Origin of the sequence: Parapedobacter lycopersici (genome assembly GCF_024643285.1) — a bacterium.
GTDB classification, from domain to species: Bacteria; Bacteroidota; Bacteroidia; order Sphingobacteriales; family Sphingobacteriaceae; genus Parapedobacter; species Parapedobacter lycopersici.
Genome location: NZ_JAMSLW010000003.1, coordinates 163,247 through 185,167 on the forward strand (window position 1 = coordinate 163,247; position 21,921 = coordinate 185,167).

At 46.1% G+C, this 21,921-nt stretch carries 15 protein-coding genes and 1 other RNA gene; 4 read left to right on the forward strand and 12 right to left on the reverse strand.

From position 1 onward, the window contains the following. Window positions 1–561 precede the first annotated feature (561 nt). The 8 genes from NEV57_RS07570 to NEV57_RS07605 all read right to left on the reverse strand — a co-directional run bounded on the left by NEV57_RS07570 (window position 562) and on the right by NEV57_RS07605 (window position 11,097). The gene (locus tag NEV57_RS07570) at window positions 562–3,390 is read right to left on the reverse strand and encodes a coiled-coil domain-containing protein (protein ID WP_257657706.1); all 2,829 of its coding nucleotides are present in this window, start codon (window positions 3,388–3,390) and stop codon (window positions 562–564) included. Between the two features lie 4 nt (window positions 3,391–3,394). Then, window positions 3,395–6,496 carry a leucine-rich repeat domain-containing protein gene (locus NEV57_RS07575; protein ID WP_257657707.1) on the reverse strand — a complete coding sequence of 1,034 codons (3,102 nt, stop codon included), beginning with the start codon at window positions 6,494–6,496 and terminating at the stop codon, window positions 3,395–3,397. Continuing rightward, window positions 6,493–7,407 (reverse strand): hypothetical protein, encoded by a 915-nt coding sequence (locus NEV57_RS07580; protein ID WP_257657708.1) that lies wholly within the window; start codon window positions 7,405–7,407, stop codon window positions 6,493–6,495. The genes NEV57_RS07575 and NEV57_RS07580 overlap by 4 nt, the downstream gene beginning before the upstream one ends. A gap of 100 nt (window positions 7,408–7,507) precedes the next feature. After that, entirely contained in the window at window positions 7,508–7,969 is a 462-nt protein-coding gene (locus NEV57_RS07585; RefSeq protein ID WP_257657709.1) for a hypothetical protein, read from the reverse strand. Between the two features lie 313 nt (window positions 7,970–8,282). Continuing rightward, window positions 8,283–8,792, reverse strand: a complete 510-nt coding sequence (locus NEV57_RS07590; protein WP_257657710.1) for a hypothetical protein — start codon at window positions 8,790–8,792, stop codon at window positions 8,283–8,285. Then, entirely contained in the window at window positions 8,792–9,307 is a 516-nt protein-coding gene (locus NEV57_RS07595; RefSeq protein ID WP_257657711.1) for a hypothetical protein, read from the reverse strand. The genes NEV57_RS07590 and NEV57_RS07595 overlap by 1 nt, the downstream gene beginning before the upstream one ends. A 153-nt stretch (window positions 9,308–9,460) precedes the next feature. Continuing rightward, the gene (locus NEV57_RS07600; protein WP_257657712.1) at window positions 9,461–10,678 is read right to left on the reverse strand and encodes a phage terminase large subunit; all 1,218 of its coding nucleotides are present in this window, start codon (window positions 10,676–10,678) and stop codon (window positions 9,461–9,463) included. Continuing rightward, a complete protein-coding gene (locus NEV57_RS07605; RefSeq protein ID WP_257657713.1) occupies window positions 10,675–11,097 on the reverse strand; it encodes a DNA-packaging protein in 423 nt (140 codons plus the stop codon). The genes NEV57_RS07600 and NEV57_RS07605 overlap by 4 nt, the downstream gene beginning before the upstream one ends. Window positions 11,098–11,183: 86 nt before the next feature. On the opposite strand from NEV57_RS07605, the gene NEV57_RS07610 reads away from it, so the two are divergent. Continuing rightward, window positions 11,184–11,549 (forward strand): DUF2513 domain-containing protein, encoded by a 366-nt coding sequence (locus NEV57_RS07610; RefSeq protein WP_257657714.1) that lies wholly within the window; start codon window positions 11,184–11,186, stop codon window positions 11,547–11,549. On the opposite strand, the gene NEV57_RS07615 is transcribed toward NEV57_RS07610, so the two are convergent. From NEV57_RS07615 to hisG, 4 genes are all read right to left on the reverse strand, one after another. After that, window positions 11,546–12,826 carry a tyrosine-type recombinase/integrase gene (locus NEV57_RS07615; protein ID WP_257657715.1) on the reverse strand — a complete coding sequence of 427 codons (1,281 nt, stop codon included), beginning with the start codon at window positions 12,824–12,826 and terminating at the stop codon, window positions 11,546–11,548. The two genes, NEV57_RS07610 and NEV57_RS07615, sit on opposite strands and share 4 nt — an antisense overlap. Next, window positions 12,793–13,161, reverse strand: a transfer-messenger RNA (tmRNA) gene (ssrA, locus tag NEV57_RS07620). The genes NEV57_RS07615 and ssrA overlap by 34 nt, the downstream gene beginning before the upstream one ends. A 246-nt stretch (window positions 13,162–13,407) precedes the next feature. Next, window positions 13,408–14,700, reverse strand: a complete 1,293-nt coding sequence (hisD, locus tag NEV57_RS07625; RefSeq protein ID WP_257657716.1) for a histidinol dehydrogenase — start codon at window positions 14,698–14,700, stop codon at window positions 13,408–13,410. A 9-nt stretch (window positions 14,701–14,709) separates the two neighbouring features. After that, window positions 14,710–15,561, reverse strand: a complete 852-nt coding sequence (gene hisG, locus NEV57_RS07630) for an ATP phosphoribosyltransferase (protein ID WP_257657717.1) — start codon at window positions 15,559–15,561, stop codon at window positions 14,710–14,712. Window positions 15,562–16,037: 476 nt separating this feature from the next. On the opposite strand from hisG, the gene NEV57_RS07635 reads away from it, so the two are divergent. The 3 genes from NEV57_RS07635 to NEV57_RS07645 are packed head-to-tail and all read left to right on the forward strand — an operon-like array spanning window position 16,038 to window position 21,921. Next, entirely contained in the window at window positions 16,038–18,512 is a 2,475-nt protein-coding gene (locus NEV57_RS07635; protein ID WP_257657718.1) for a glycoside hydrolase family 31 protein, read from the forward strand. A 47-nt stretch (window positions 18,513–18,559) separates the two neighbouring features. Next, window positions 18,560–20,467: a 1,4-alpha-glucan branching protein GlgB gene (gene glgB / locus NEV57_RS07640; RefSeq protein ID WP_257657719.1), complete on the forward strand. Its 1,908-nt coding sequence runs from the start codon at window positions 18,560–18,562 to the stop codon at window positions 20,465–20,467. Further along, the gene (locus tag NEV57_RS07645) at window positions 20,464–21,921 is read left to right on the forward strand and encodes a glycogen synthase (RefSeq protein WP_257657720.1); all 1,458 of its coding nucleotides are present in this window, start codon (window positions 20,464–20,466) and stop codon (window positions 21,919–21,921) included. Before glgB ends, NEV57_RS07645 begins: the two co-directional genes overlap by 4 nt.

A 21,921-nucleotide genomic window follows, 5' to 3' on the forward strand; every position in this document is an offset into this window, starting at 1 on the left:
ACAATAGAAAATAACTAATATTTAGGTTGTTACGCTTGTTTTGCGGTTATTATTGAACATTAAACTTTAGACTCCATCACCCTAACGGCCTCTCTTACGGTATTTACGCTTACTCTCATTGCGTCTGAGGTAAAGTAGTATCTATCCATTCTGCATTTCATATTGGTCGTTGTTGAGTATACGCAGTAGATACGATAATAGTTGAGATAGGAGGCCGGAACGGCCCCGATTTTCACCATTGACTTGAACACGTCTATGTTCTTCTCGATATAGTTTGCTGCTACCATTTTCCCAACTTGCATTTTTTCCGATTTTGTCTCAACAGATACGGAAGTGCGCACCCGCATGCTTCGCAATACCTTTTACTTATAACTTCGATATCATCATTTACCGCCAATTCATCTATTGGCTCCGGCTGGTTCATATCGCATCCGGCACATATTTTAGCTCGATCATGGGCTACGCCGTCCATGCTTCCGGTTGCCTTACAAATGACTCCCTCTACAATACCAGCCGCGTTGATGTTAGCTAGTTTCTTTTTTATGCTATCCAACTTACTCATTATACCGATGCTAATGTTTGTATGTATCTTTCCGAGCTAAGATCTACTATTCCTTGTTGTGTTCCTGACGCAGATCCGGATTGTGCGCCTTCCCGTACTGCTTCGCTAATGGTCTCGACAAATATTGCGTCCATCCGATTGTTGATGATATTCTGCACGCTTGTAATATTGGAAGACCCAATCACTCCGCCGGTTGCAAACCCCGGTACTCCAGCTATCTTTAAAGCACCAATTCCGATAGCCCGTTGCTGGTTCTCATTGAGAACAACCTCGCCTTTCCTGGCGGTTATCAACACGTTGTCTCCGTTGGATCTGTTGATCGGCACACCCCCTTTAACTATACCGCCAGTAGCAAATGGCGGAACGGCATTTATAGCAACTACCGTTTGTTCGGGGGTTGCTGTGTTTGCTGAATTTGGTATAGACGGTTTCTGTACATTAGCACCTATGCCGACTATCTTTGCCACAGATGAAAGTCCGCTTACAATAGTTGCCCCAGCAGCAATGAAGCTTGCTGGCGGGGGGAGTGTTGCTAGCGCTCTTGTTGCACCCTGGTATGTGTTCATTGTTGCTTGGGCAATAGCAACAGCCTTACCAAGTAAGGTCTCCTGACCTAAAATTTGTGATACTGCTGATAATAATTGAATCTTGCTGTCCAAAATTGCCGAATCACGATCTTGCGCAAGTAACGTTTGAGCGTTTGCCGCCTGTTGATTGATGTTTAATATAGCCTGCTCCAGCATAGCTTCATCAGTATATTTCTGTCGGGCTGCTACTATGTCCCGTTCGCGCTGCTGTTCTATTTGCTTAGATTGGATATCAAAAACAGACGCCCCCATTTCCTCCATAGCGAGGAGTTGCGCCTCAAAATCTAGCTCTCTTTGTTCCGCCTGTGTCGCTTTCAGATCCTGTGTTAAAGCCTGTATGTTCTTCTCGGAGTCCAGACGTATTTTTCTAACAGCGTCCTGGTATTCCTCCTCGGTTATCAACCCTTCGGATAGCCTAATGTATTCATACGATGCCCGGGCTTCACGAATCTCTTCCTCTTGCTGTTTGAGAGAATTGAAGCGTTCTTCGGTAACCGCCCTGTTTATGCTTCGTTCTATTTCGACCCTATTTTCAGTATTCGCCAATTCCCGTCGAGCTGCCTCCACAGCCACATTGGCCTGACTGATGGCTAATTCATTTTGTATTTTCAGTATTTCGGCCTCGTATTTCTTTTGTGATATTAATTTTGAATCGAGCTCCTGTTGAAGTATATCTTTTTTTCGTTCGCTGATGTCTGTTTCAAGCCTAAGCTCTTCTTCTAATGACTTTGCTCTAACGCTCTGTTGGGCAACAAAAAGATCCAATTCTTCATTCATAGAATCAATTCTTTTTTGTGCAGCATCTATTGCTTGCTGCGCTGCGTCCTTTTGTAGTTGGACTCTGTTCGTAAGTTGTTCAGATTGTTGGCCGGTGATTCTCTCTTCTATATCTAAAATTCGCTCCATCGCCTCAGCCTGGGCGTTTAAATTTTTCTCATTTTCGCCATCATAAGCCAACCTTAAATTAGCAACAGCTAACGCCTGAAGCGCTATTTGTTTCTCGGCGGCCAACTGTTCCTTTAGTACTTCTCCTAATCTTTCATTAGCGGTTATTCTTTCATTAACAGACAGGTTTTCGTCATCCCTTGTTTGCCTTAACCTCTCTGCTTGTCTTTGGTACTCCAGTTGGGTAGCGTTCGCCTTTCTTTGTTCAACTGCCAATTTTGCCTCAGCCTCAGAAAGTGCCTGAGCCTCCTTTGACGCTCTTATCATTTCCTGAGAAAACCTTTTAACATTATTTGCAGCGTTGTCGAATCCCAGAGCGGCTAATCCGTTTGAAATTGCGCTAAGAGTGCTTAACGCAACATCTCCCAACTTATTAAACGCAGTGATTAGAGTGTCCAATATAAACTCGCCAAGAGGGTATAAATATTTTAAAACTCGGTTTATAACCCCACCGATAGAACTAAATGCCCTGCTTAACTTATTTGTTGCCGCCTCACTACTTTGCAGATAAGCAACTAAAGAACCAATGGCAACTACTATAGCAAGAATTCCAGTGGATATAATGGCTAGCCTAAGCAGTTTAAACGAATTGGTTGTTATATTTGCAGCCGCTGCTAACAATTTTTGGGAAGCGGTCATTTCCTCAGTCGCCTTTGTAGCATTTCTGAAACCGTTGTAAATATTAGTTATCTCCGTATTGAATTGATTAAATATGGGGGTAAACGACTGGAACACAACTTGAACATTTGAAGCTATCCCAGATGATTGTCCCATTACTTGGTTCATCAAGCCTGTTTCTTTAATAGCTTCTTTTATGGCGTTAGTATATCCACCGATGCTCATCTGCTCCTTTTCACGTTCACTGACATTTTCTTTTATTAAAGTGGTGTTTGCGTCTAGTTGATCATTTATTAGCTTTAATTGCCGCTGACCTTCTTCGGTTGCAATATTTACATTATTTCTAGTTTTTAACAGGTCGCTGTTTTGTTTACGCAAATCATTTATTGTCTTTACCTCCCGTTGCATAATTGAATCGAGCTGCTGCTGCAAGGGAATTGTTTTCCCGGTCGCCGAATTAATCTCACCGAGAACCTTAATCTGAGAGTTGTATTCTTTGTTAAGTTCCTTAAGAGATACTGCGTTATTAATGAAAGCTTCGGAAGACGTTTTGCCGGCTTTCGTCATTTCCTTCATTTCCTCTTTTATCTCGTCAATGCGCTGCTTGACGGATATAGTATCCTTTATCAGTGAATCGACATCAATGTCGAATGAAGCTAAATTTATTTTCTCTGCCATGGCGTTATGCTGGTATTTTCCCCTGTAAATCGCACCCTTTTGAAACTAAACTATTATAAGCGGGCAAGGAGGCCGGTGTAGGCTGTATACCCATAGGAGGGTTGGCATCGTAATGAAGCACCCCCCCTGAAGTGATGTTGCTATCCATCTGTTGGATAACGGCATCAATTATTGACGGATCGCCGGTATCGGCAGTAAATGCGCATTCTCCGCACCTTAGATCAGTGAGTTGACTATTGTTGGAAACGTTAAATCCGGGTAGGTTTGGATTCTTGGTACAGTCAAGCGCCTCCAGTTGGGTTAAATTAAAGATGTTAAGCGACAGTAAGTTATTCTCCGCAATCTGTATAGCCTTCAAGCCCGTATTGTTGTCCAGCGACACCCCGGTTAAATTGTTTGCTGAAGCATACATAGTATTCAATTGTGTTAAGCCTGATGTATCAAGCGATGATAAATTGTTGGACGATACGTCAACTACCTCAAGCAGCGTGTTGCTTAATAAACTTATGCTATTCAAATAATTGCTGTTTATATCAAGCCTGGTTAGTGCCGGGCAATCACCAAGATCAATAGACCCGATTGAATTATTGTTGAGTCTGATCCAAACCAATTGTGATTTACCTGTGAAGTTAACATACGATAAATCATTATCTGCTGCCAAACACCACTTAATGTTATCATTCTCGGAAATAGAAAGGCTGGATATATCATTGTTGTCAATCTCCAAAAATTCCAGCAAAGGGTTTTGGCTTAAATTGATAGAAGATAAATTGTTGCTGGAAGCATTAAGATTTATAAGGTCGGGGAGTGAATCAACTACCAACTCATTAAGCGAATTCTGAGACACGTTCAATATCTCAATCAACGGATTCGATGATACATCTACTTCAGAAATTAAGTTGTCCGAAAGATCCACATTTTTAAGTTCCGATAGCTTGCTTAGACCAACCTCTGTTATTTGCTTGCCTGGCGCAGAAAGAATGTGAGCAGAGCCGTAAGATCCAACTACGAAGATTTCCACGCTACCGATCGATGACGAAAGATCGAGCTGCTTTGTTGAATTAGTAGAAAGATCCGTGCTGCTTATTGTCTCACTGCCAATCCTTGCCTCAACTATAACGGGAGCTGTTGTTGCCAATTCAAATTCAAAATTTGCATCGGTTGACTGTGTCGTGAATATTTTTACCCCCCTGACATACTGCACTGACTCGTTTATCTTGATAAACTCTCCTCTTGCAATTTCACCTTTTTTAAATTGAAGCTTATTTAACATGTAGAACGCACCTTCCTGTTCAAAATAGTATAGCTTCTTTAATGAGAGTTGATTAATGTCGACAGGCGATAAACGAAGATTAATCCTATGTACCCTAGTAAAGTCTAACATTTTGTATAAGTCCTTGTAGTATGGGTTTTCTGAAAAAGGTAAGTTTTCATAATCTACTACGTGAGTAGTTTCCGAGTTGGCTTCGATTGCCCCACCCATACTGCCACTTCCTATTCGGTACGATAGGTTTATAGCCTTGACCCTGGCAAAGAAATTTCTGTTTTGAACCTTATATTCGTTGGGCGTCTCCGAATTAGACCTTTCAAATGTTGGAAATTCGGTTGCCAAGATGAACGATTCATCCCTTGTTCTAAATCTGGCCGTCGATTCAACAGGAGCAAAGAAATTACTTTGTATAATTGTTCTTTCAACGGGTAAATTTGGATTTGATACAGCTATGTTTTTGTCATAGTAATCAGCATCATCTTCGGTATATTTATGGCGCATCCAGTTGTTCTGGTTGTATCCCAAACTATACTCTTCATCCGTCCTGCCAGCGAACCTACTAGACCAATCAACAATTTCTATTGAATTTATAATGTTTCCAATCCTTACAAAATCTATATGGCCATTGTCAACGAAAGACAAAAGCCCATACCTCCACATAATTTCTTTTATAAAGGCCTTAAGCTGCAATCCGAATACTTTCTTCTTTGTTTCGTCATCCGAAGATACTTTTTGGATGCTAATCGATAGGTCAAATAATTGTACCACAACAAATGCCGATGGCTTATCCTCCACGCGCAACAAGATAAAATCTATGAAATCACCGGCAACTAAGCTAATATATCGCTTATCAGAGTATCCATCTTGTGCGTTTTGTAGGCTCGTTATTAAGGCAATCTCGTTTCCATTTCTTGTAATCGAAAGCAGTATTGAATCTCTTTGGGCTGTTACGAAATAATCCCCCCACGCATGGAATTGTGTGATATCAATTTCATAAACCCCATCATGTTCACACCTAAGTTGCCAATTATCATTAAGGGGAAGAAAGTTAATTTCTCCGTAACTAATATTGGTCCAGGGCTGATACCCAGATATTGGGGTGTCAGCCGGCACAAATTGCCCCCATGACGTTTTTTGTAAAGAAATGGAGTGGATTTTGGACCCAGACCTAATGAAGCTGTCGTATGGGAACGTTACCCAAAGTTGTTGGAAGTCAGATGAATTATAGAAGTCACCTGAAAATGTGAACATTGGAAACGATTCAAATATCTTATCCCATAAATATTTGGCCGTTACCAATGGGGCCATAGAATCGATATTTACTATTACGTTCCCGCCGCCTACTGTGTAATGTGGTGTACCCCCAAAATTTGCAAATCCGTATGTATAAAAACCGCCGTATGGATACAGTATTAGACCTGAAATTTTATTAGATACCACATCCAGTGATTTATCATGCATTATTTCACTTATGTCGATATCTGAAAACCTGGTCTCACCAATCTGTGTAAAGAAATCGAACGATCCGGAAATTACTGTAACATTGTAATAAAGGTTATCCGTTCTCATGAATACTAAAACCCCATTAGGCATAATTGGGACGTATTCATCCATCAGTGTCACATTGTTTATTCTATATGGTGCCCCGCTTCTGTCACCAGGCACACCAAGGCCCTCGAAAAACTCAACAATATCAGAAGTTCTCGGTATCTTGAATGTACTCGTGTAGGTTGACTTACTGAGACTGATCTCAGCGATATCCCCCACCTGAAAGTTGTAATTGATCGGCTCATCCAAATCGATTATCCTGTCCTGTATGACCAACTGTGCACTCATATACTTTTCTGTGTAAAAACAATGGGCATATTGAATTCCATTGTGAATTCAGCACAGTTGTTTTTGGTGTTTCGCTCAAATTTGGGATTGTCCTGAATAATTTTTATCCAGTCTTCAGGTTTAGCTTCGTCAGACCCAACCTCCCATAATGGGCTAAGCATGTAAACTTCTGGGCTTCCGACAAGCGTTTTAAGTTGATCCCAATACGGTGCCGGGATCTTATCCCTAACTTCTATCGTTTCTTTGGTGTCGAATCCCACCGTGTCCTCATTGGATGTGCGGTTTGGATCAAATACGTTTCTAGGTGTCCGGAATATTTCTTCCCCTTCACGAGCTATCGTTGCAAAATTGGGAAACAGCCAATAGGAGTAATATCCCTTTGCATTTAGCCATTTCAGATAAACGCCCTTACAGCACGATTCGTCGAAATCAACGCACCCGCAGATATCGAGATCCGGATCTTCATCGGGTATAACTAAGACCCTGTCATCCCATCCACCAATAGGCGCGCTGAACGGGTAGCATTTCCAAATTTTAATACAGCAGTCATCATCATAAGTCGACAGTGAATAACTATTCAATGCACAATGGACGAATTTTCTTGTAGCAGCCTCCTCTTCTCCAGAACCATCTACAAATGCTACCTCCATTGTCTTTACATATTCTTGAGCATAAATGGTTGCTACATCGGTATATGTGTGCTGTTCCCCAAATGGAGTCAAGAACTGACGAACCCACGCCGATAGATCAATTTTGTATATGCCTCCAATCGGGTAAAACACCGGAGGAGATTCTATCAAATCAATACCGCCAACTCTGATCTGAAGAAACAGAAAAGGGGAGGGGTTGGTAACCTCAACCGGTATGGGATTGTGCGCACAGTAGTAGTCGCCTTCGAGTCCAGCAATCATAAGTCCTCAGATATTTTATCAATAAATTCTACAACCAATTTACCTGTGTACAGCATAGCAACTAACAATAAGTCCGAAATGAGTAATGCGGACACATCAATCATGCTGCTAATTCTTTTAATGATCTTGTTAGTTCATCAGCCACGGTCATTGTTAAATATGCTCCGATCTGATAAAAAAAGGTTTCAACCACCTTTGGGTCTTCAAATACTTCGAGCAAATCACTTCCGCCCTTTTGATGCCATGTCGTACCCTCCGATGCTATTTTGTTGGCGACTGCAAACGCCATGCTCGTTGCCTCTTTACCGGATACTCCAAATTTGGCTTTTGCCCATCGCTCCAACGGAGCTATCGGAGGCCGGTTTCCAGGTCCACGGCCAAACACCAATTGTTCGGTATAGTGCGCCCCCCATATCTCCCCGGAATTATGGCCGGCTCTCGCCTCTAAGCTGCTGATCCATTCTCCAGTCGCCTCCATGCCAAGCTCACGATGCCTTTCAATCAAAACATCTATCGCTTTATTTAGCGCATCCATTACAATCGATTCGGGGATGTCATACATTACTTAGTGTATTTTAAACTTTTTAAAAACATCGTTTATTGAGCCGTTTAACCAGGTTAGTAATCGCCCTTAGTGTATTTGTTTGGTGGTTTCAACGGATTTCGCATCATAGGCATACCATAGTCATCATTAAACGACGATTCCCAAAATCCGTTTACGAATACCCCTACAATCAACTTGCATAAAACCATAAATGACCACGATCCCAAGCATTCAGGTGTCATTTCCGCACCAAATTCCTTATAGCACCAAACAGCCCATGCCAAGTAACCCAATGTGACCACTAATGCGAATCCTGTTTTAAATATTGTTTTCATGACAACCATTCTCTAAACGTTCCTGTTATCAACGCCCCGTCTAAATTCAAATCCTGATAATTCAACTTCTGCCTAAGTTGCCAGCTGATCACCTCCACTGTTGTTTCACCTTTACAGTTTTCAATATCACATAAGTCAAGCTCAAAACAGCTGCACCCAAAGCAATCGAATATATGTTTGATGTACTTCTCGTACTTTCCTTCGCTGGCCGGATGATCGAGGTTCTCGTTGTAGTATTGAATATCAATCCGGGACGGAATACCGGCGAACAACTGAACCGTCCAATCGCAGTACCTCTTGGTCACGAATTCGTTTCTGATCTCATAGCCTGCCCTGAGCTGTAAATCAAGCATTGCCACGTACACGCAACACTCCTGTCCATCTCGCAATTTCACGGAATTGAAGTAGTCTGACCTGCCCGAAGGCACAAACACCCAGCAGAGTCCGCATTTAGCCTCATCATTTAACTTGCCAATCTCTTTGTTTATCGCGTATACTATATTCATTACTTATTCTTAGTTTTCCATTGCATAATCCTGTCGTACTCTTTCTGCACCTCTTTATTTATTTTATCTATCATTAACCTAGTCCATAATTTATTGTAAGGCAACTCGCTTATTTCATCCCAGTCACGGGGATCACTACTAATTGAATAGTACACCGTCATCACTCCAAATGGGTTCAACTTTTCAATTCCGGCCGACATCAAATCCGGATCGGGATCACTTTTCAACTGATCTTCCAGCTTTCCGATCTTATCAGCTTCATTTTTCAGATGCTTCAATAAGGAAAGGAAGCCTTTCCCTGGCATTTCCATTAACTCTTCTTCTGTACACTTAAGCACTTTAGCTGCTATCCCAGAAACCGTACCGTCGCTCACAAAGTCTATTACATCACAGTATCTCCACGTAGTTATCTCTGGCACTTTTATCCCCCCGTAACTATCGCTCGGTCGCACATGCTTTAACAGTACGTTGAATTCCGAAACTTCGACCCCCTTAATTAGATCTTTTACGCGCATACTTAATTGTTGCGATCACTAATACCGTTAATGAAAACAATGCTACCGCCTCAATCGGAAGAAACACTATTAACCAATTATGGTAAACTAAACCAAAAATCTTTACCGCTATTAACGCGGCCTGAATAATCAATATGACGTATAATAATTTCATTAGTAACTGAATGATGCTTTGACTTTTCTTTGAACCGTAACCCCCGTAACGAAATACCCTAACGACTCGTTTATGTGGTCGTATCCGGTTGTTTTGTCTGGTTCTCCGTTGGCGTTGTAGGCTTGGTTTTCCAAAGCCTCGGTAAGCGTAGGGCATCGGCTAGTGTTTATGAATAATGTTCCGTTCATGAACGCTGAATTAACCGCATTAACCCGGTCGCGCACAAATGGGTTCTTTGCTCCAACGCGCAATTTAAACCCGTGCTGCTTCAATATGTCGTGGTCAGACTTCCCAGATGTCTTGCGTGAGCCCCCGGCCGCGTCGGGATAAACCACTATCTGATTGTTAGGGTACCGTTCCCGGATGATGCCACACATCTCAAAAGTATCGTATGCTTTCACAACCTCGTCTACTACATGATTGGTGCCCGCCTGCGATACGATGATAGTGGCGTGCATATTCGTTACGTTGAAGTCCATACCGATATGAAGCACATCCCGGTCGTCGGCTTCTCGATCCGTGTGATTTTCAAACCGGTTGAATGAGCGGTAAACAGTACCGGAAGTTAGGTTAACGAATTTACCATCAAGATACGCATCCAGCTGCTCGGGTGAATACACATCTTGCAACGTCTTCATGTACTCGCTTGGAAGTGTAGTGTTATCTTTTGTTTTCCCGTTTATGATTACCCGATCCGGTGATTTATCCTTTACGAAAAACCGGTATGCCCATTTAAATCCTTCCGGCGTGCCAACAACATCTGTTTTATTAATATCGCCATTCGGTAGCTTCAACCGGTTACGGGCGATAATCTTTGCAAATACGTCCGTCATCTTATCCGTTGGCAGGATGTCTGTCTCGTCAATAAGCGAATACCCAACCTCATACCCCACGATTGATTCAGGGTTATCCATGCTTCGAAGATAAATCATTCCGAACGGCGTGGTAATGTCCTTGTCGGTCCGGTTGATGGTGTACTGAATGCCGAACCTTGTTAATTGCTCAGCAAATTTCGGGAAAGCAATATCTTTGATCAGTCCGTAAGTGGGTAAATAGTAAGCGACTGGTATTTGATTGTATTCTATTTTTTTTAAGCAGGTTTTAAGCACACCAGCGAATGACTTTCCAGATCCGTACCCACCGATCAGGCCGGTGTGTTTGGCTTCAGAAAACAGAAAATCTTCCTGGTGTTTGAATACCTCAACCTGCGTTGTCATTTCTTTCTTATTATTTCAACCTTAATTCCGTCCCCGACATTGGTTTGCTCTAACTTGTCTGTTAGTCCATTCAGCCGCTGTGTGATCGATGGATTGTAAATACCGGCCATCCCACCCTCAATCTGATCTGATCTGATTTCGGTGCGTATGCGTGAACAGATAGTCAAAAATTCTTCGTATGCGCCGCCTGTGTTTGCAAAATAATTTTGCAAGCCAATTGGCATATCAGGATTATACGCAACGAAGCTCTCAAACCCTTCCATAGTCAGGGCGCGCGGTTTCTGTCTCATAACACGGTCAGCATCCTTTCCTACGTAGTCTTCGATAAGTATAGGATTGTTCTTGGCCCATTCTTTGTATTCTTCGAATAGGGACCAAAGTATTTCCGGGGATTTGATAAGAAGCGGTCTGCCAGCCATATTGAAATCTGAAACTTTTTATACTTTCAATATAAGTTTTGACAACCAAAGAAGAAACTATTACATTTGAATAAAGCCTAATCTGTATGAAAAGAGACATGGATCTTATTAGAAGCATCTTATTGGATGCTGAAGAGAATGCCGTCGATGAAACCGACTTCTACATGCCAGAAATACCTGAATACTCAGAAGACCAAATAAGTTATCATAATGGATTATTATATGATTCCGGCCTGATTAATGCGTATCGAACAGCGAATAAGACAAACGGAGTAAGGTATTATGTTAGGCGCCTTACCTGGCAGGGCCATGAGTTTCTGGATTCCGCAAGAAATGAAAACGTTTGGAATAAGGCTAAAGAGACGGCTAAGAGTAAGGGTCTCGATCTTGGGCTCGATGTCATGAAAGAGTTACTTGTCTCAATTACAAGATCAATGCTGTTTGGAAGTTAAAACTTCCTGCCCTTATTAAACTCGTGGCCTTGTGTATTAATGCCTAAATCCCGCAAGTAAATCATTGTGGTCGCTAAATCTCTATGACGCATTAGCTTCATAATTTTGTACAGGTCTTCGCCGTCTTCGCCCAGGTGAACGGCACGGGTATGCTTATAGCAATAAATACCGTCCCGGATGGATAGACTAAGTTCGCTTTTGTATTTACGAAACTTTCGAGCAAAGAAGTCTTCACCAACGGTGTAGGGGGCACCAATTACGAACTTCTTGATGGACAGGGATCGCTTGTCTTCGAGTTTCCCGAATACATAGTGATCAGCAGGCATCTTATCAATTCCCAGTTCATATAATAATTCCAAGAATTCGGGATAAATGGGTATAAATTCCGTTCTCCTGTTCTTAGCAGTTCCTGAATCGATCTTTAACGTTTTCGTTTTGAAGTTAAAATCACCAGCTTTTATAAATCTTGCCTCAGCTTCATTTCGTAATGTCGCATAGTAGACAAACGAACAGAAATAATAAAGTAGGTGATCCCCATTTTCGAGCATAAGCTCCTTGAGCCGTTTAAACTCGTAGTCATTGAACGCTTTGTTCCCTGGACGGTCAACTCGCTTTCTTTTTAACGATTTGGTTGGAACCCTGGGAACGATGTCATCAAAGTTCTCGTGGTAGTAATTGAAAAAGGTTGTAATGTCGTTTAGGTAGTGGTTGTAGGTCTTGCCGCTCCAGTTTCGCTCTGATTTATGTGACTCAAGAAAATTCGTAACGATTGTCTTGGTTATCTGCGACAACGGTAGCGATCCGTAGTGGTTTTTGATAAGCCATGTCTTAAACAGGTTAAGTTCGGTCTCATACTTCTTCTTCGTCCGGGGCCGGACATCAAGTTTATTCAGGTATTCGTGGATTAAAAATGATACCGGTCTACCGGCGTCAACGATCTCTGTTTCCTGCTCATCGAATGGCGACCAACCTTCTTTGAGAAGTTCCTTTATTGCGACAACCAGGTCACGTCCATACGATCGCTTAGCTGTCTTAGTATCATAATCAGAAAAACCCTTGAAAAACTTGAACCGGACGAATGCGCCTGTTTGCGGATGACGATACTTGAACCAAACAAACCAATCCCCGGTAGGGGATGGTGGTTCGTAAAGTTTTGGCCATTTCCATTTTGTTCTCACCTGACTGTTTTCGTCTGCGTTTTGGTCAGTTTGGTTTTGTAACTTATTAAAAATAAGCTGCTTAAAAGTGGAGTCGGAGGGATTCGAACCCTCGTCCAAACATGGTACAGTGTACGCTTTCTACATGCTTAGCTTCCGTTTGATTGTCGGGAAAGGGAAGGCCGGATGCTTGCCTGTACCGTTTTCCTTAGTTGCTGTTTCTCATCGGCCCGTCGCAACGCCAGACCAACCAGCTCCGTGGTTCGATGCCCCGGTTGCCTACGCTACGGAACCAAGCGCGGGCGGGACAAAAGCTAAACTAATTCTGAATTAGGCAGCTAAGGCGTAGTTATTTTCGCCATTTAAAAGTGTGAAAGTTAGGATTAAAGCGCCATACTCACAACGCGCTGCATGCTTACATAACTGGCTCCATCCTGTCAATTCCGGTCGACCCCATGTTATGGAAACTGATTACAAAAATACACAAATTTATTAGCAAATCAAATACATGCGGCCCCTGGAGTGTGCTTCAGCGTATTTGATATGACTGTGCAGCCGGCAGTCGATTTACCCAGCATTAATGAGGGACCGATGCGGTATTGACAGGGGGTTAACAGAGATTTACCTATGTCAACCCCCTGTTTACTTCTGTTAATTTCCGAAGTATCTTATACCAAAACCGGACGCCTTATCTGCATGGATCAGGGGTTGCGCAGCCGCACCGATACCGCATTTTTATGCGCCTGCAATCCCTCCAGTTCGGCAAGTACTTCAACGGTAGGGCCAATGTTTTCCAGGCCTGCCGCATCGATGCGCTGAAAAGTGATTTTTTTGACAAAAGAATCAACCGATACGCCAGAATAGGAACGGGCATACCCGCTTGTAGGCAGCGTATGATTGGTACCCGAGGCATAATCCCCGGCGCTTTCGGGTGTCAGGTGTCCGAGGAAAACAGAGCCCGCATTGGTGATTTTCCGGATCAGCGGCTGCCAATCGTCCACTTCAATAATCAGGTGTTCAGGCGCGTAGTGGTTGCTGAATGTCATTGCTTCTTCCATGTCATCGCAGATCAGCGCGTAGGAATTGGCCAGCGCCTTTTTAGCAATATCAGCCCGCGGTAACTGCTGCAGCTGATCCTGCAATGCATCCTGCACCTGTTCCACCAGTGTTTGGTCGGTGCTGACTAGTATGGCCTGGCTGTCCGGGCCGTGTTCGGCCTGGGCCAGCAGGTCGGCCGCCACGTAGCCGGGGTTGCTGCTGCTGTCGGCCACAACCAATACTTCTGAGGGGCCTGCGGGCATATCGATGCTTACATGGCTCATGCCCTGTACCAGGTTTTTAGCCATGGTAACGTATTGGTTGCCCGGCCCGAAAATCTTATCTACCTTCGGTATGCTGGCAGTGCCGTACGCCATGGCCGCGACAGCCTGGGCGCCTCCGGCAAGGTACACCCGATCTATTTTGAGCAGCTGCAGGCAATAGGCCAGATAGCCGTTGATTTTTCCGTCGGCCTGCGGGGGCGAACAGACGACAATTTCTTTACAACCGGCAATCCGGGCCGGAATACCCAGCATAAGTAAGGTGCTGGGTAATACCGCCGAGCCTCCGGGGATATACAACCCCACTTTCTCGATTGGCCGTGGTTCCCGCCAGCAGGTTACACCGGGCATCGTTTCGACCGTCCGTTCCTTTTTGAGCTGGACCGAGTGGAACCGGTGGATATTGGCGAAGGCGATTTCCAGTGCCCGTTGCTGTGTACGTCCGATGGAGGCAGCGCTGGTAGCAATCGCTTCCGCGTCGAGCACCAGGGACGTCAGCGTAACACCGTCGAAACGTGCAGCGTATGCCCGCAGGGCATCATCACCGCGACCGCGCACTTCAGCAATGATCTGGCGGACCGATTCTTCAATGTCCCGATTGGGGTCCGCATTGCGGGTAACCAGCTGTTCGAGTAACTCCCCGTGCAGTTGGCGGTAACGATAGGTAGTCAGCATGGTACTTCGTTAAATAATAATCTTTTCCACCGGCATGACGATGATGCCTTGTGCACCGGCCGCTTTAAGCTTATTGATCTTATCCCAGAAATCCTGTTCTGCAATAGCCGTATGTACAGCAACCCAGTTTTCTTCGGCAAGCGGCACCACCGTTGGGCTTTTTACGCCGGGTAACAGCCGGATAATCGCATCCAGGTTATCGCGTTCCACATTAAGCACCACATATTTGGTTTCCTGCGCCCGTAATACCGATTGGATACGCTGCATAAGCTCCAGTACGATCGGGTCATTTGCAATGCCTGCCCGTCCGATGAGAATGGCCTCTGACGACAGCACGTCGGCAAACGGCTTGAGCCCGTTGCTGCGCAGCGTACCTCCGGTGGACACGATGTCGCAGATGGCATCGCTAAGGCCCAGGCCGGGTGATATTTCCACGGATCCGGAAATGGTCCGGATATCGGCATGGATTCCATTGCTGTCGAGGAATTTTTTCAGGATAACCGGGTAGGAAGTAGCAATTGCCTTGCCTTCCAGGTCGCGCAGCTCCTGTGCATTGCTTTGGTTAGGGATTGCGATCTTGAGCGTGCAGCGGCCAAAGCCCAGCCGTTGCAGGTAAGTGACATCCGCTTCCGTTTCATTAATCACGTTTTCGCCGACAATGCCCAGGTCCGCGATACCATCCTGTACATATTCGGGTATGTCGTCGTCGCGGAGAAACAGAATTTCAAGCGCAAAGTTGGCGACCGTGGTCATCAACGAACTTTTATAATTTTCAAAGCTAAGGCCGCAGTTTTTTAGCAGTTGTACTGATTTTTCATTAAGCCTTCCCGATTTCTGGATGGCAATTTTCAGGTTTTTCATTCGTATAATTTTGTCTTTTATGGCAATGAGCCCGGTATGGATTGTTTTTCACTTGTTAGTCATTTCCAACGGTATTCAGGCAAGTTCCTGCCGCAGCTTGAAAGGGTGACGGAATGGATCACCCGCTGCGTCGTTCATGGCCTTTGGTGAATGGAACAATTCATGCAGATTTCATGTAAGCGTAAATGTGTTAGGGACGATGAACCGATTGCCTTTCGGCAGCGGTTCAATGAATTCAATTTATTAATCAACATCAGGGTTAAGTGCTTCACGTAGAAACATACATATCACATATCGCCACAAGGGCGGTGATGAAAATGGATGTGGTGAACCAAAGCAACCTGCATGTTCTCTATTAATAAATGAATAGTAATGAAGTTGGGGACAAATATATAAGGTAAATGGAGACAATCCAAATTACGCGGGTTGTAATTCGGCAAAAAACTGTATTTTGGCCTTAACTAAGAGGAGTATTTATGGCAAAGGATTTTACGAAACAGCAAGGCGAAGACCCAACAGATCAAAATGATGCAGGGCAATCTGCGGCAGTGCTGGATGAAGGGGTGCACCACGTCAATAACCCGGTGCTGGACCTGCCGGAGATTACAAAGGATTACCTGGGGCCGGTAACTGGTCATTATCAGGAAAACAACAACTACTATTTTACGGATGGCGCTGCCTATGTGGAAGTAAAGGTGGTGAGCGATGAGATTATCCGGGTGCGGCTGGCACCACGGGGGCAGTTCCTGGAGGATTTTTCATACGCCGTTCCTGCGGCCGACCAGCACGTGTCGGTTTATCATGTTGAGGAAGACCAGGAGGCATACCGGGTAAAGACCAACACGGTGACCTGTGTGGTCCGGAAGTCCGATTTTCTGATTGCATTTGAAGACCGGCAGGGTGAGGTGTTTAATCAGGACCACGCACCGATGCACTGGGAGGAAAATCCCGATTTCGGAGGATATTATGTATATTGTACCAAAACCGCTACGGCGGAGGAAGCGTTTTACGGCCTGGGGGATAAACCTACCCACCTGAACCTGCGCGGCGGAAGGTTTGTAAACTGGAATTCCGACACTTATTCCTTCCAGTTCAAACAGGACCCGCTTTACCGGAGCATTCCTTTTTATATCGGCCTCAACCAGGGCAATGCCTATGGTATTTTCTTTGATAATACGTTTAAAACCTATTTTGATTTCGCTGCGGAAGCGCAGGATCGGACCAGCTTTTGGTCGGAGGGCGGTGAATTGCAGTACTATTACATCCACGGTCCGCAGATGATGGATGTGGTAAAACGCTATCACAGCATTACCGGCACCCATTACCTGCCACCCCTCTGGGCATTGGGCTATCACCAGTGCCGCTGGAGCTATTATCCGGAGAGCCGGGTCCGCGACCTGGCAAAAAACTTCCGGGAGCGGAAAATTCCCTGTGATGCCATTTACCTGGATATCGATTACATGGATGGCTACCGCTGTTTTACCTGGAATAAGCATTATTTCCCCGACCCTAAAAAAATGATTAAAGCGCTGGCCGACGACGGCTTCCGGACAGTGGTGATGATTGATCCCGGGATTAAGGTGGATGAAAATTACTGGGTGTTCCGGGAGGGAAAGAAAAACCGCTATTTCTGTCGCCGTGGCGATGATTATTTTATGGAAGGTTACGTGTGGCCCGGACGCTGCCAGTTTCCGGATTTTACCAACCCTAAGGTACGCGAGTGGTGGGGCGGACTCTACCGCGAGCTGGTGGAAGCCGGTGTGGCGGGCGTATGGAACGATATGAATGAACCGGCGATATTCGGTCGGGGAACGTTCCCTAACGACGTGCGCCACCAGTACGATGGCTACCGGGGTTCGCACCGGAAGGCGCATAACATCTATGGCATGCAGATGGTGCGCGCCACGTATGAGGGCCTAAAGAAACTGTCCCAGAACAAACGGCCATTTACCATCACCCGGGCGGCTTATGCCGGCGCGCAGCGCTATGCTTCGGTGTGGACCGGTGATAACGTGGCTACCTGGGAACACCTGCGGCTCGGTGTGCTGCAGCTGCAGCGCTTATCCGTATCGGGTATGCCTTTCTGCGGTACCGATATCGGAGGTTTCAGCGGTGAACCTGATGCCGAGCTGTTTACCCGGTGGATTCAATTTGGTGTGTTTTCGCCGTTTATGCGTGCCCATTCGGCCGGCGACACTGCTGAACGGGAACCGTGGAGTTTCGGGCCGGAGCACGAAGCGCTTAACCGGAAATTCATCGAGCTCCGCTATCAGCTGCTGCCTTATATTTATTCCGTTTTTTGGGAACATACGCAATATGGCTTCCCTATCCTGCGTCCGGTAACGATGCTGGAGCAGCGGGTCAGCAGTAACATTTACCGCGAGGAGGAATTTTGTTTTGGCGATAAAATCCTGGTTTCACCGGTGTTGAATCCGGCACAGGCGAGTAAAACAGTATACCTGCCCGAAGGCAATTGGTACTACTACTGGAACAATGCCGTTTTTGAGGGCGGCCGGGAGCATGAAGTGGCTACGCCGTTGGATGAAATGCCCATGTTCGTTAAAGCGGGTACGGTCATGCCGCAATACCCGGTGATGCAATATGTACATGAAAAACCCATCACCTCACTTTCCCTGCTGGTATATCATGTATCCGGTGAAATTAATTCGTATCTTTATGAAGACCATGGCGACACGTTTGCTTATGAGCAGCGGGTTTATCTTGAAAAGCAATTTACGGTAAAAGGAACAGACAGCACACTTCGGATCAGCCAGTCGACGGATGGATTATACGTCGAGAAATATGAAGACTATACATTGCAACTGATTGGATTGCCATTTCCCGTGAAGCAGGTACTTGTGGACGATCGTCCCGTGTCGTTTGAGCAAAGTGCAGACGGCACCTGCCTGGTAAACGCGGCAAAAGACTTTAAGAAGATGATGGTCAGTTAACCTATTTAAATTGTTCACCGGATTTTGAATCCGTTTAACTGTTGTTTATGTCGGTAGCAGTTTATTCGTTATTCACGGATTTTGATGTCAGTCTTTTCCGTGCTGGAAAACATTATCGGCTTTACGAAAAGTTCGGTTCCCATGTGCTTTCACTTAACGGACGCCAGGGTACCTACTTCGCGGTGTGGGCCCCTAATGGGGAGACGGTTTCGGTAGTGGGCAGCTTTAACGGCTGGAATCCCAATGCCCATCCGCTCAACGTCAGGTGGGACGGCTCGGGTATATGGGAAGGTTTTATCCCCGACGTCGGTCTCGGCGACCTGTACAAATACCACATCCGGGCATATCATGGAGCTGTTTCGGAAAAGGCCGATCCCTATGCGTTGCAGAGTGAAATCCCGCCGCGTACCGCTTCCGTCGTTTCCACCACCTGGTATACATGGACGGATGAAGCATGGATGCAGGAACGCCATCAATATAACGGGCTTAATCGACCGATATCGGTGTATGAAATGCACCTTGGCTCCTGGATGCGCGATCCGGAAAACCCGGCGGGACTGCTGGGTTACCGGGATGTGGCCGAAAAGCTGATCCCCTATATTAAGGAAACCGGCTTTACCCATGTCGAACTGCTTCCGGTGATGGAACATCCCTATTATCCGTCATGGGGCTACCAGACTACAGGTTATTTTGCGGCATCGTCCCGATACGGTACCCCGCAGGATCTGATGTACCTGATTGAGCAGCTGCATCTGAATGGTATCGGCGTGCTGCTCGACTGGGTACCCTCACATTTTCCGGGCGATGCGCACGGACTGTATCAGTTCGACGGTACGCACCTGTATGAACATGCCGACCCGAAGGAGGGGTATCACCCCGACTGGGGTTCCTATATCTTTAACTACGGACGAAACGAGGTGCGGTCGTTCCTGATCAGCAATGCAATATTCTGGCTGGAAAGGTACCACGCCGATGGCCTGCGTGTGGATGCTGTGGCTTCCATGCTCTACCGTGATTATTCGCGCAAGGAAGGCGAATGGATTCCCAATATCCATGGGGGACGGGAAAACCTGGAAGCCATCGGCTTCCTGAAAGAACTGAATGAAACGATATACGGCCATTTTCCAGATGTGCAGACGATCGCTGAGGAATCGACTTCATGGCCTGGAGTAAGCCGCCCCGTCTACAGTGGCGGGCTGGGCTTCGGCATGAAATGGATGATGGGGTGGATGCACGATAGCCTCACGTATTTCGGCCACGATCCGCTGTACCGTCAGCACCATCACGCACAGCTTACGTTCAGCATGCTGTATGCTTTTCATGAGAATTTTATGCTGCCGATATCCCACGATGAAGTGGTGCACGGGAAGCGGTCAATGATCTATAAGATGCCGGGTGATGAATGGCAGAAATTTGCCAACCTGCGGGCATTTTACCTGTACATGTTTACCCATCCGGGTACGAAGCTGCTGTTTATGGGATGCGAATTCGGACAGACGGCCGAATGGAACCATAACCAGTCGCTCGATTGGCATCTGCTACAGTATGAGCCCCACCGCGGTGTTTTTGAGTTTATCAAATCGCTGAACCATCTTTACCGCACGGAGCAGGCACTTTATGAACACAGTTTCAGTCCGGACGGATTTGAGTGGATAGAGGGAGGCGATTCATCCAATTCCGTGCTGGCGTATACCCGGAAAGGATATCAACCCGAGGCAGAACTGTTGATTATATTGAACCTGACCCCGGTAGTGCGTTATTTTTACCGATGCGGCCTGCCCGCCCCCGGTGAATGGGAGGTGCTGCTGAATACCGATGATCCCCGCTACTTTGGTAGCGGCATCGAACTGGAAGCGGTCGTTGCGGAAGCGGTCGGCTGGATGGGCAAACCGTGGTCCGCTAACCTGACGCTGCCGCCACTGGGCGGACTCATTCTTAAAAGGAAAAATACGTGAAACAAACGCAACATATCGCCATACGTCGGAAAAGACCGCATGTGATTCACCTGAGTGCCGAATGCTATCCCGTAGCTAAGGTTGGCGGGCTGGGTGATGTTGTTGGCGCGTTACCCAAATACCTGCAGCAACAGGGGTTCGAAGCCTGGGTTGTCATGCCCTGGTACAATAAACCGTTTGTTGATACCCATGATTTTGATCTGGTATATCGGGGAAACATCCGCCAGGGCTCCCGGCCGTTGCCGGTTGAAGTGTATCGTGAGCAGCATGATACGCTCGGATTCGGGCTGTTTCTGGTGAAAATTCCAGGCCTGCTCGACCGCGATGACGTCTATGGTTATGCAGATGAGAGCGAGCAGTTTATGGCATTCCAGCACGGATTTCTGCAATGGATTGCAGACGAGGGTATCCAACCCGACGTCATCCATTGCCATGATCATCATGCCGGGCTTGTTCCGTTTCTCATGTATCATTGCGAACAATTTTCCGCACTGAAGGAGATTCCCACGGTGGGTACGGTCCATAACGGGGAGTATCAGGGATGGATGGGCTGGAATAAGGCCATTCTGCTGCCGTCGTTTGACACCTGGAAATGGGGTCTCCTTGATTGGGATGGTATGATTAACCCCCTGGCTGCGTTGATTAAATGCTGCTGGGTGTATACCGCGGTATCCGAAGGCTACCTCCGCCAATTGGCCGAGCAATCGAACGGATTGGAACAGTTATTTAAACTGGAGCAGCAGAAAGGCATAGGCATTGTTAATGGCATTGATGCCACATTATGGGACCCGTCCGCTGATTTGATGCTATACCGTAACTACGGCACTGCCGACGCGCAATCGGGGAAAAAGGCAAATAAAGTATCCTTATGCCGGACATTTGGCCTGGATGCTTCGATGCCGCTGCTCGCTTATATCGGTCGTTTTGCAGGAGAGAAGGGCGCGGATTTGCTACCGCCGTTAATTGATCAGGTACTCGCGGACATGGATGATGGCTTGTCGGTCGTTGTGCTGGGATCGGGTGATCCAGCTGTGGAGACGGCGATGCGGCACCTGGGCGAAAAACACAGTGGCCGGCTTGGTGTCTACATTGGATACCAGGAACAGCTGGCCCACCAGATTTATGCCGCATCCGATTTCCTGATCATGCCGTCGCGCATTGAACCCTGCGGGCTGAATCAGTTGTATGCCATGCGTTACGGCACCGTCCCGGTCGTACGGAGCACGGGTGGATTGCGCGATACTGTTCCTGATATCGATACCGAGGCGGGATACGGGATCACATTTCAACAGGCCGGTATTGAAGATGCGGCGACGGCCATCGGCCGGGCATTACGCTTATACCAGAATAAGAAGCAGCTGCAGCAGCTGCGCAAACGGATCATGGGACTTGATTTTTCATGGGCCCGGTCAACGGCTAAATATATCCAGATTTATGAACAGTTAATGCACTAA

What these genes read in the sequence shown, in the direction of transcription:
- NEV57_RS07570 (WP_257657706.1), bottom strand. Translation starts at nt 3,390, where the DNA reads ATGGCAGAGAAAATAAATTTAGCTTCATTCGACATTGATGTCGATTCA.
- NEV57_RS07575 (WP_257657707.1), bottom strand. Translation starts at nt 6,496, where the DNA reads ATGAGTGCACAGTTGGTCATACAGGACAGGATAATCGATTTGGATGAG.
- NEV57_RS07580 (WP_257657708.1), bottom strand. Translation starts at nt 7,407, where the DNA reads ATGATTGCTGGACTCGAAGGCGACTACTACTGTGCGCACAATCCCATA.
- NEV57_RS07585 (WP_257657709.1), bottom strand. Translation starts at nt 7,969, where the DNA reads ATGTATGACATCCCCGAATCGATTGTAATGGATGCGCTAAATAAAGCG.
- NEV57_RS07590 (WP_257657710.1), bottom strand. Translation starts at nt 8,792, where the DNA reads ATGAATATAGTATACGCGATAAACAAAGAGATTGGCAAGTTAAATGAT.
- NEV57_RS07595 (WP_257657711.1), bottom strand. Translation starts at nt 9,307, where the DNA reads ATGCGCGTAAAAGATCTAATTAAGGGGGTCGAAGTTTCGGAATTCAAC.
- NEV57_RS07600 (WP_257657712.1), bottom strand. Translation starts at nt 10,678, where the DNA reads ATGACAACGCAGGTTGAGGTATTCAAACACCAGGAAGATTTTCTGTTT.
- NEV57_RS07605 (WP_257657713.1), bottom strand. Translation starts at nt 11,097, where the DNA reads ATGGCTGGCAGACCGCTTCTTATCAAATCCCCGGAAATACTTTGGTCC.
- NEV57_RS07610 (WP_257657714.1), top strand. Translation starts at nt 11,184, where the DNA reads ATGAAAAGAGACATGGATCTTATTAGAAGCATCTTATTGGATGCTGAA.
- hisD (WP_257657716.1), bottom strand. Translation starts at nt 14,700, where the DNA reads ATGCTGACTACCTATCGTTACCGCCAACTGCACGGGGAGTTACTCGAA.
- hisG (WP_257657717.1), bottom strand. Translation starts at nt 15,561, where the DNA reads ATGAAAAACCTGAAAATTGCCATCCAGAAATCGGGAAGGCTTAATGAA.
- NEV57_RS07635 (WP_257657718.1), top strand. Translation starts at nt 16,038, where the DNA reads ATGGCAAAGGATTTTACGAAACAGCAAGGCGAAGACCCAACAGATCAA.
- glgB (WP_257657719.1), top strand. Translation starts at nt 18,560, where the DNA reads ATGTCGGTAGCAGTTTATTCGTTATTCACGGATTTTGATGTCAGTCTT.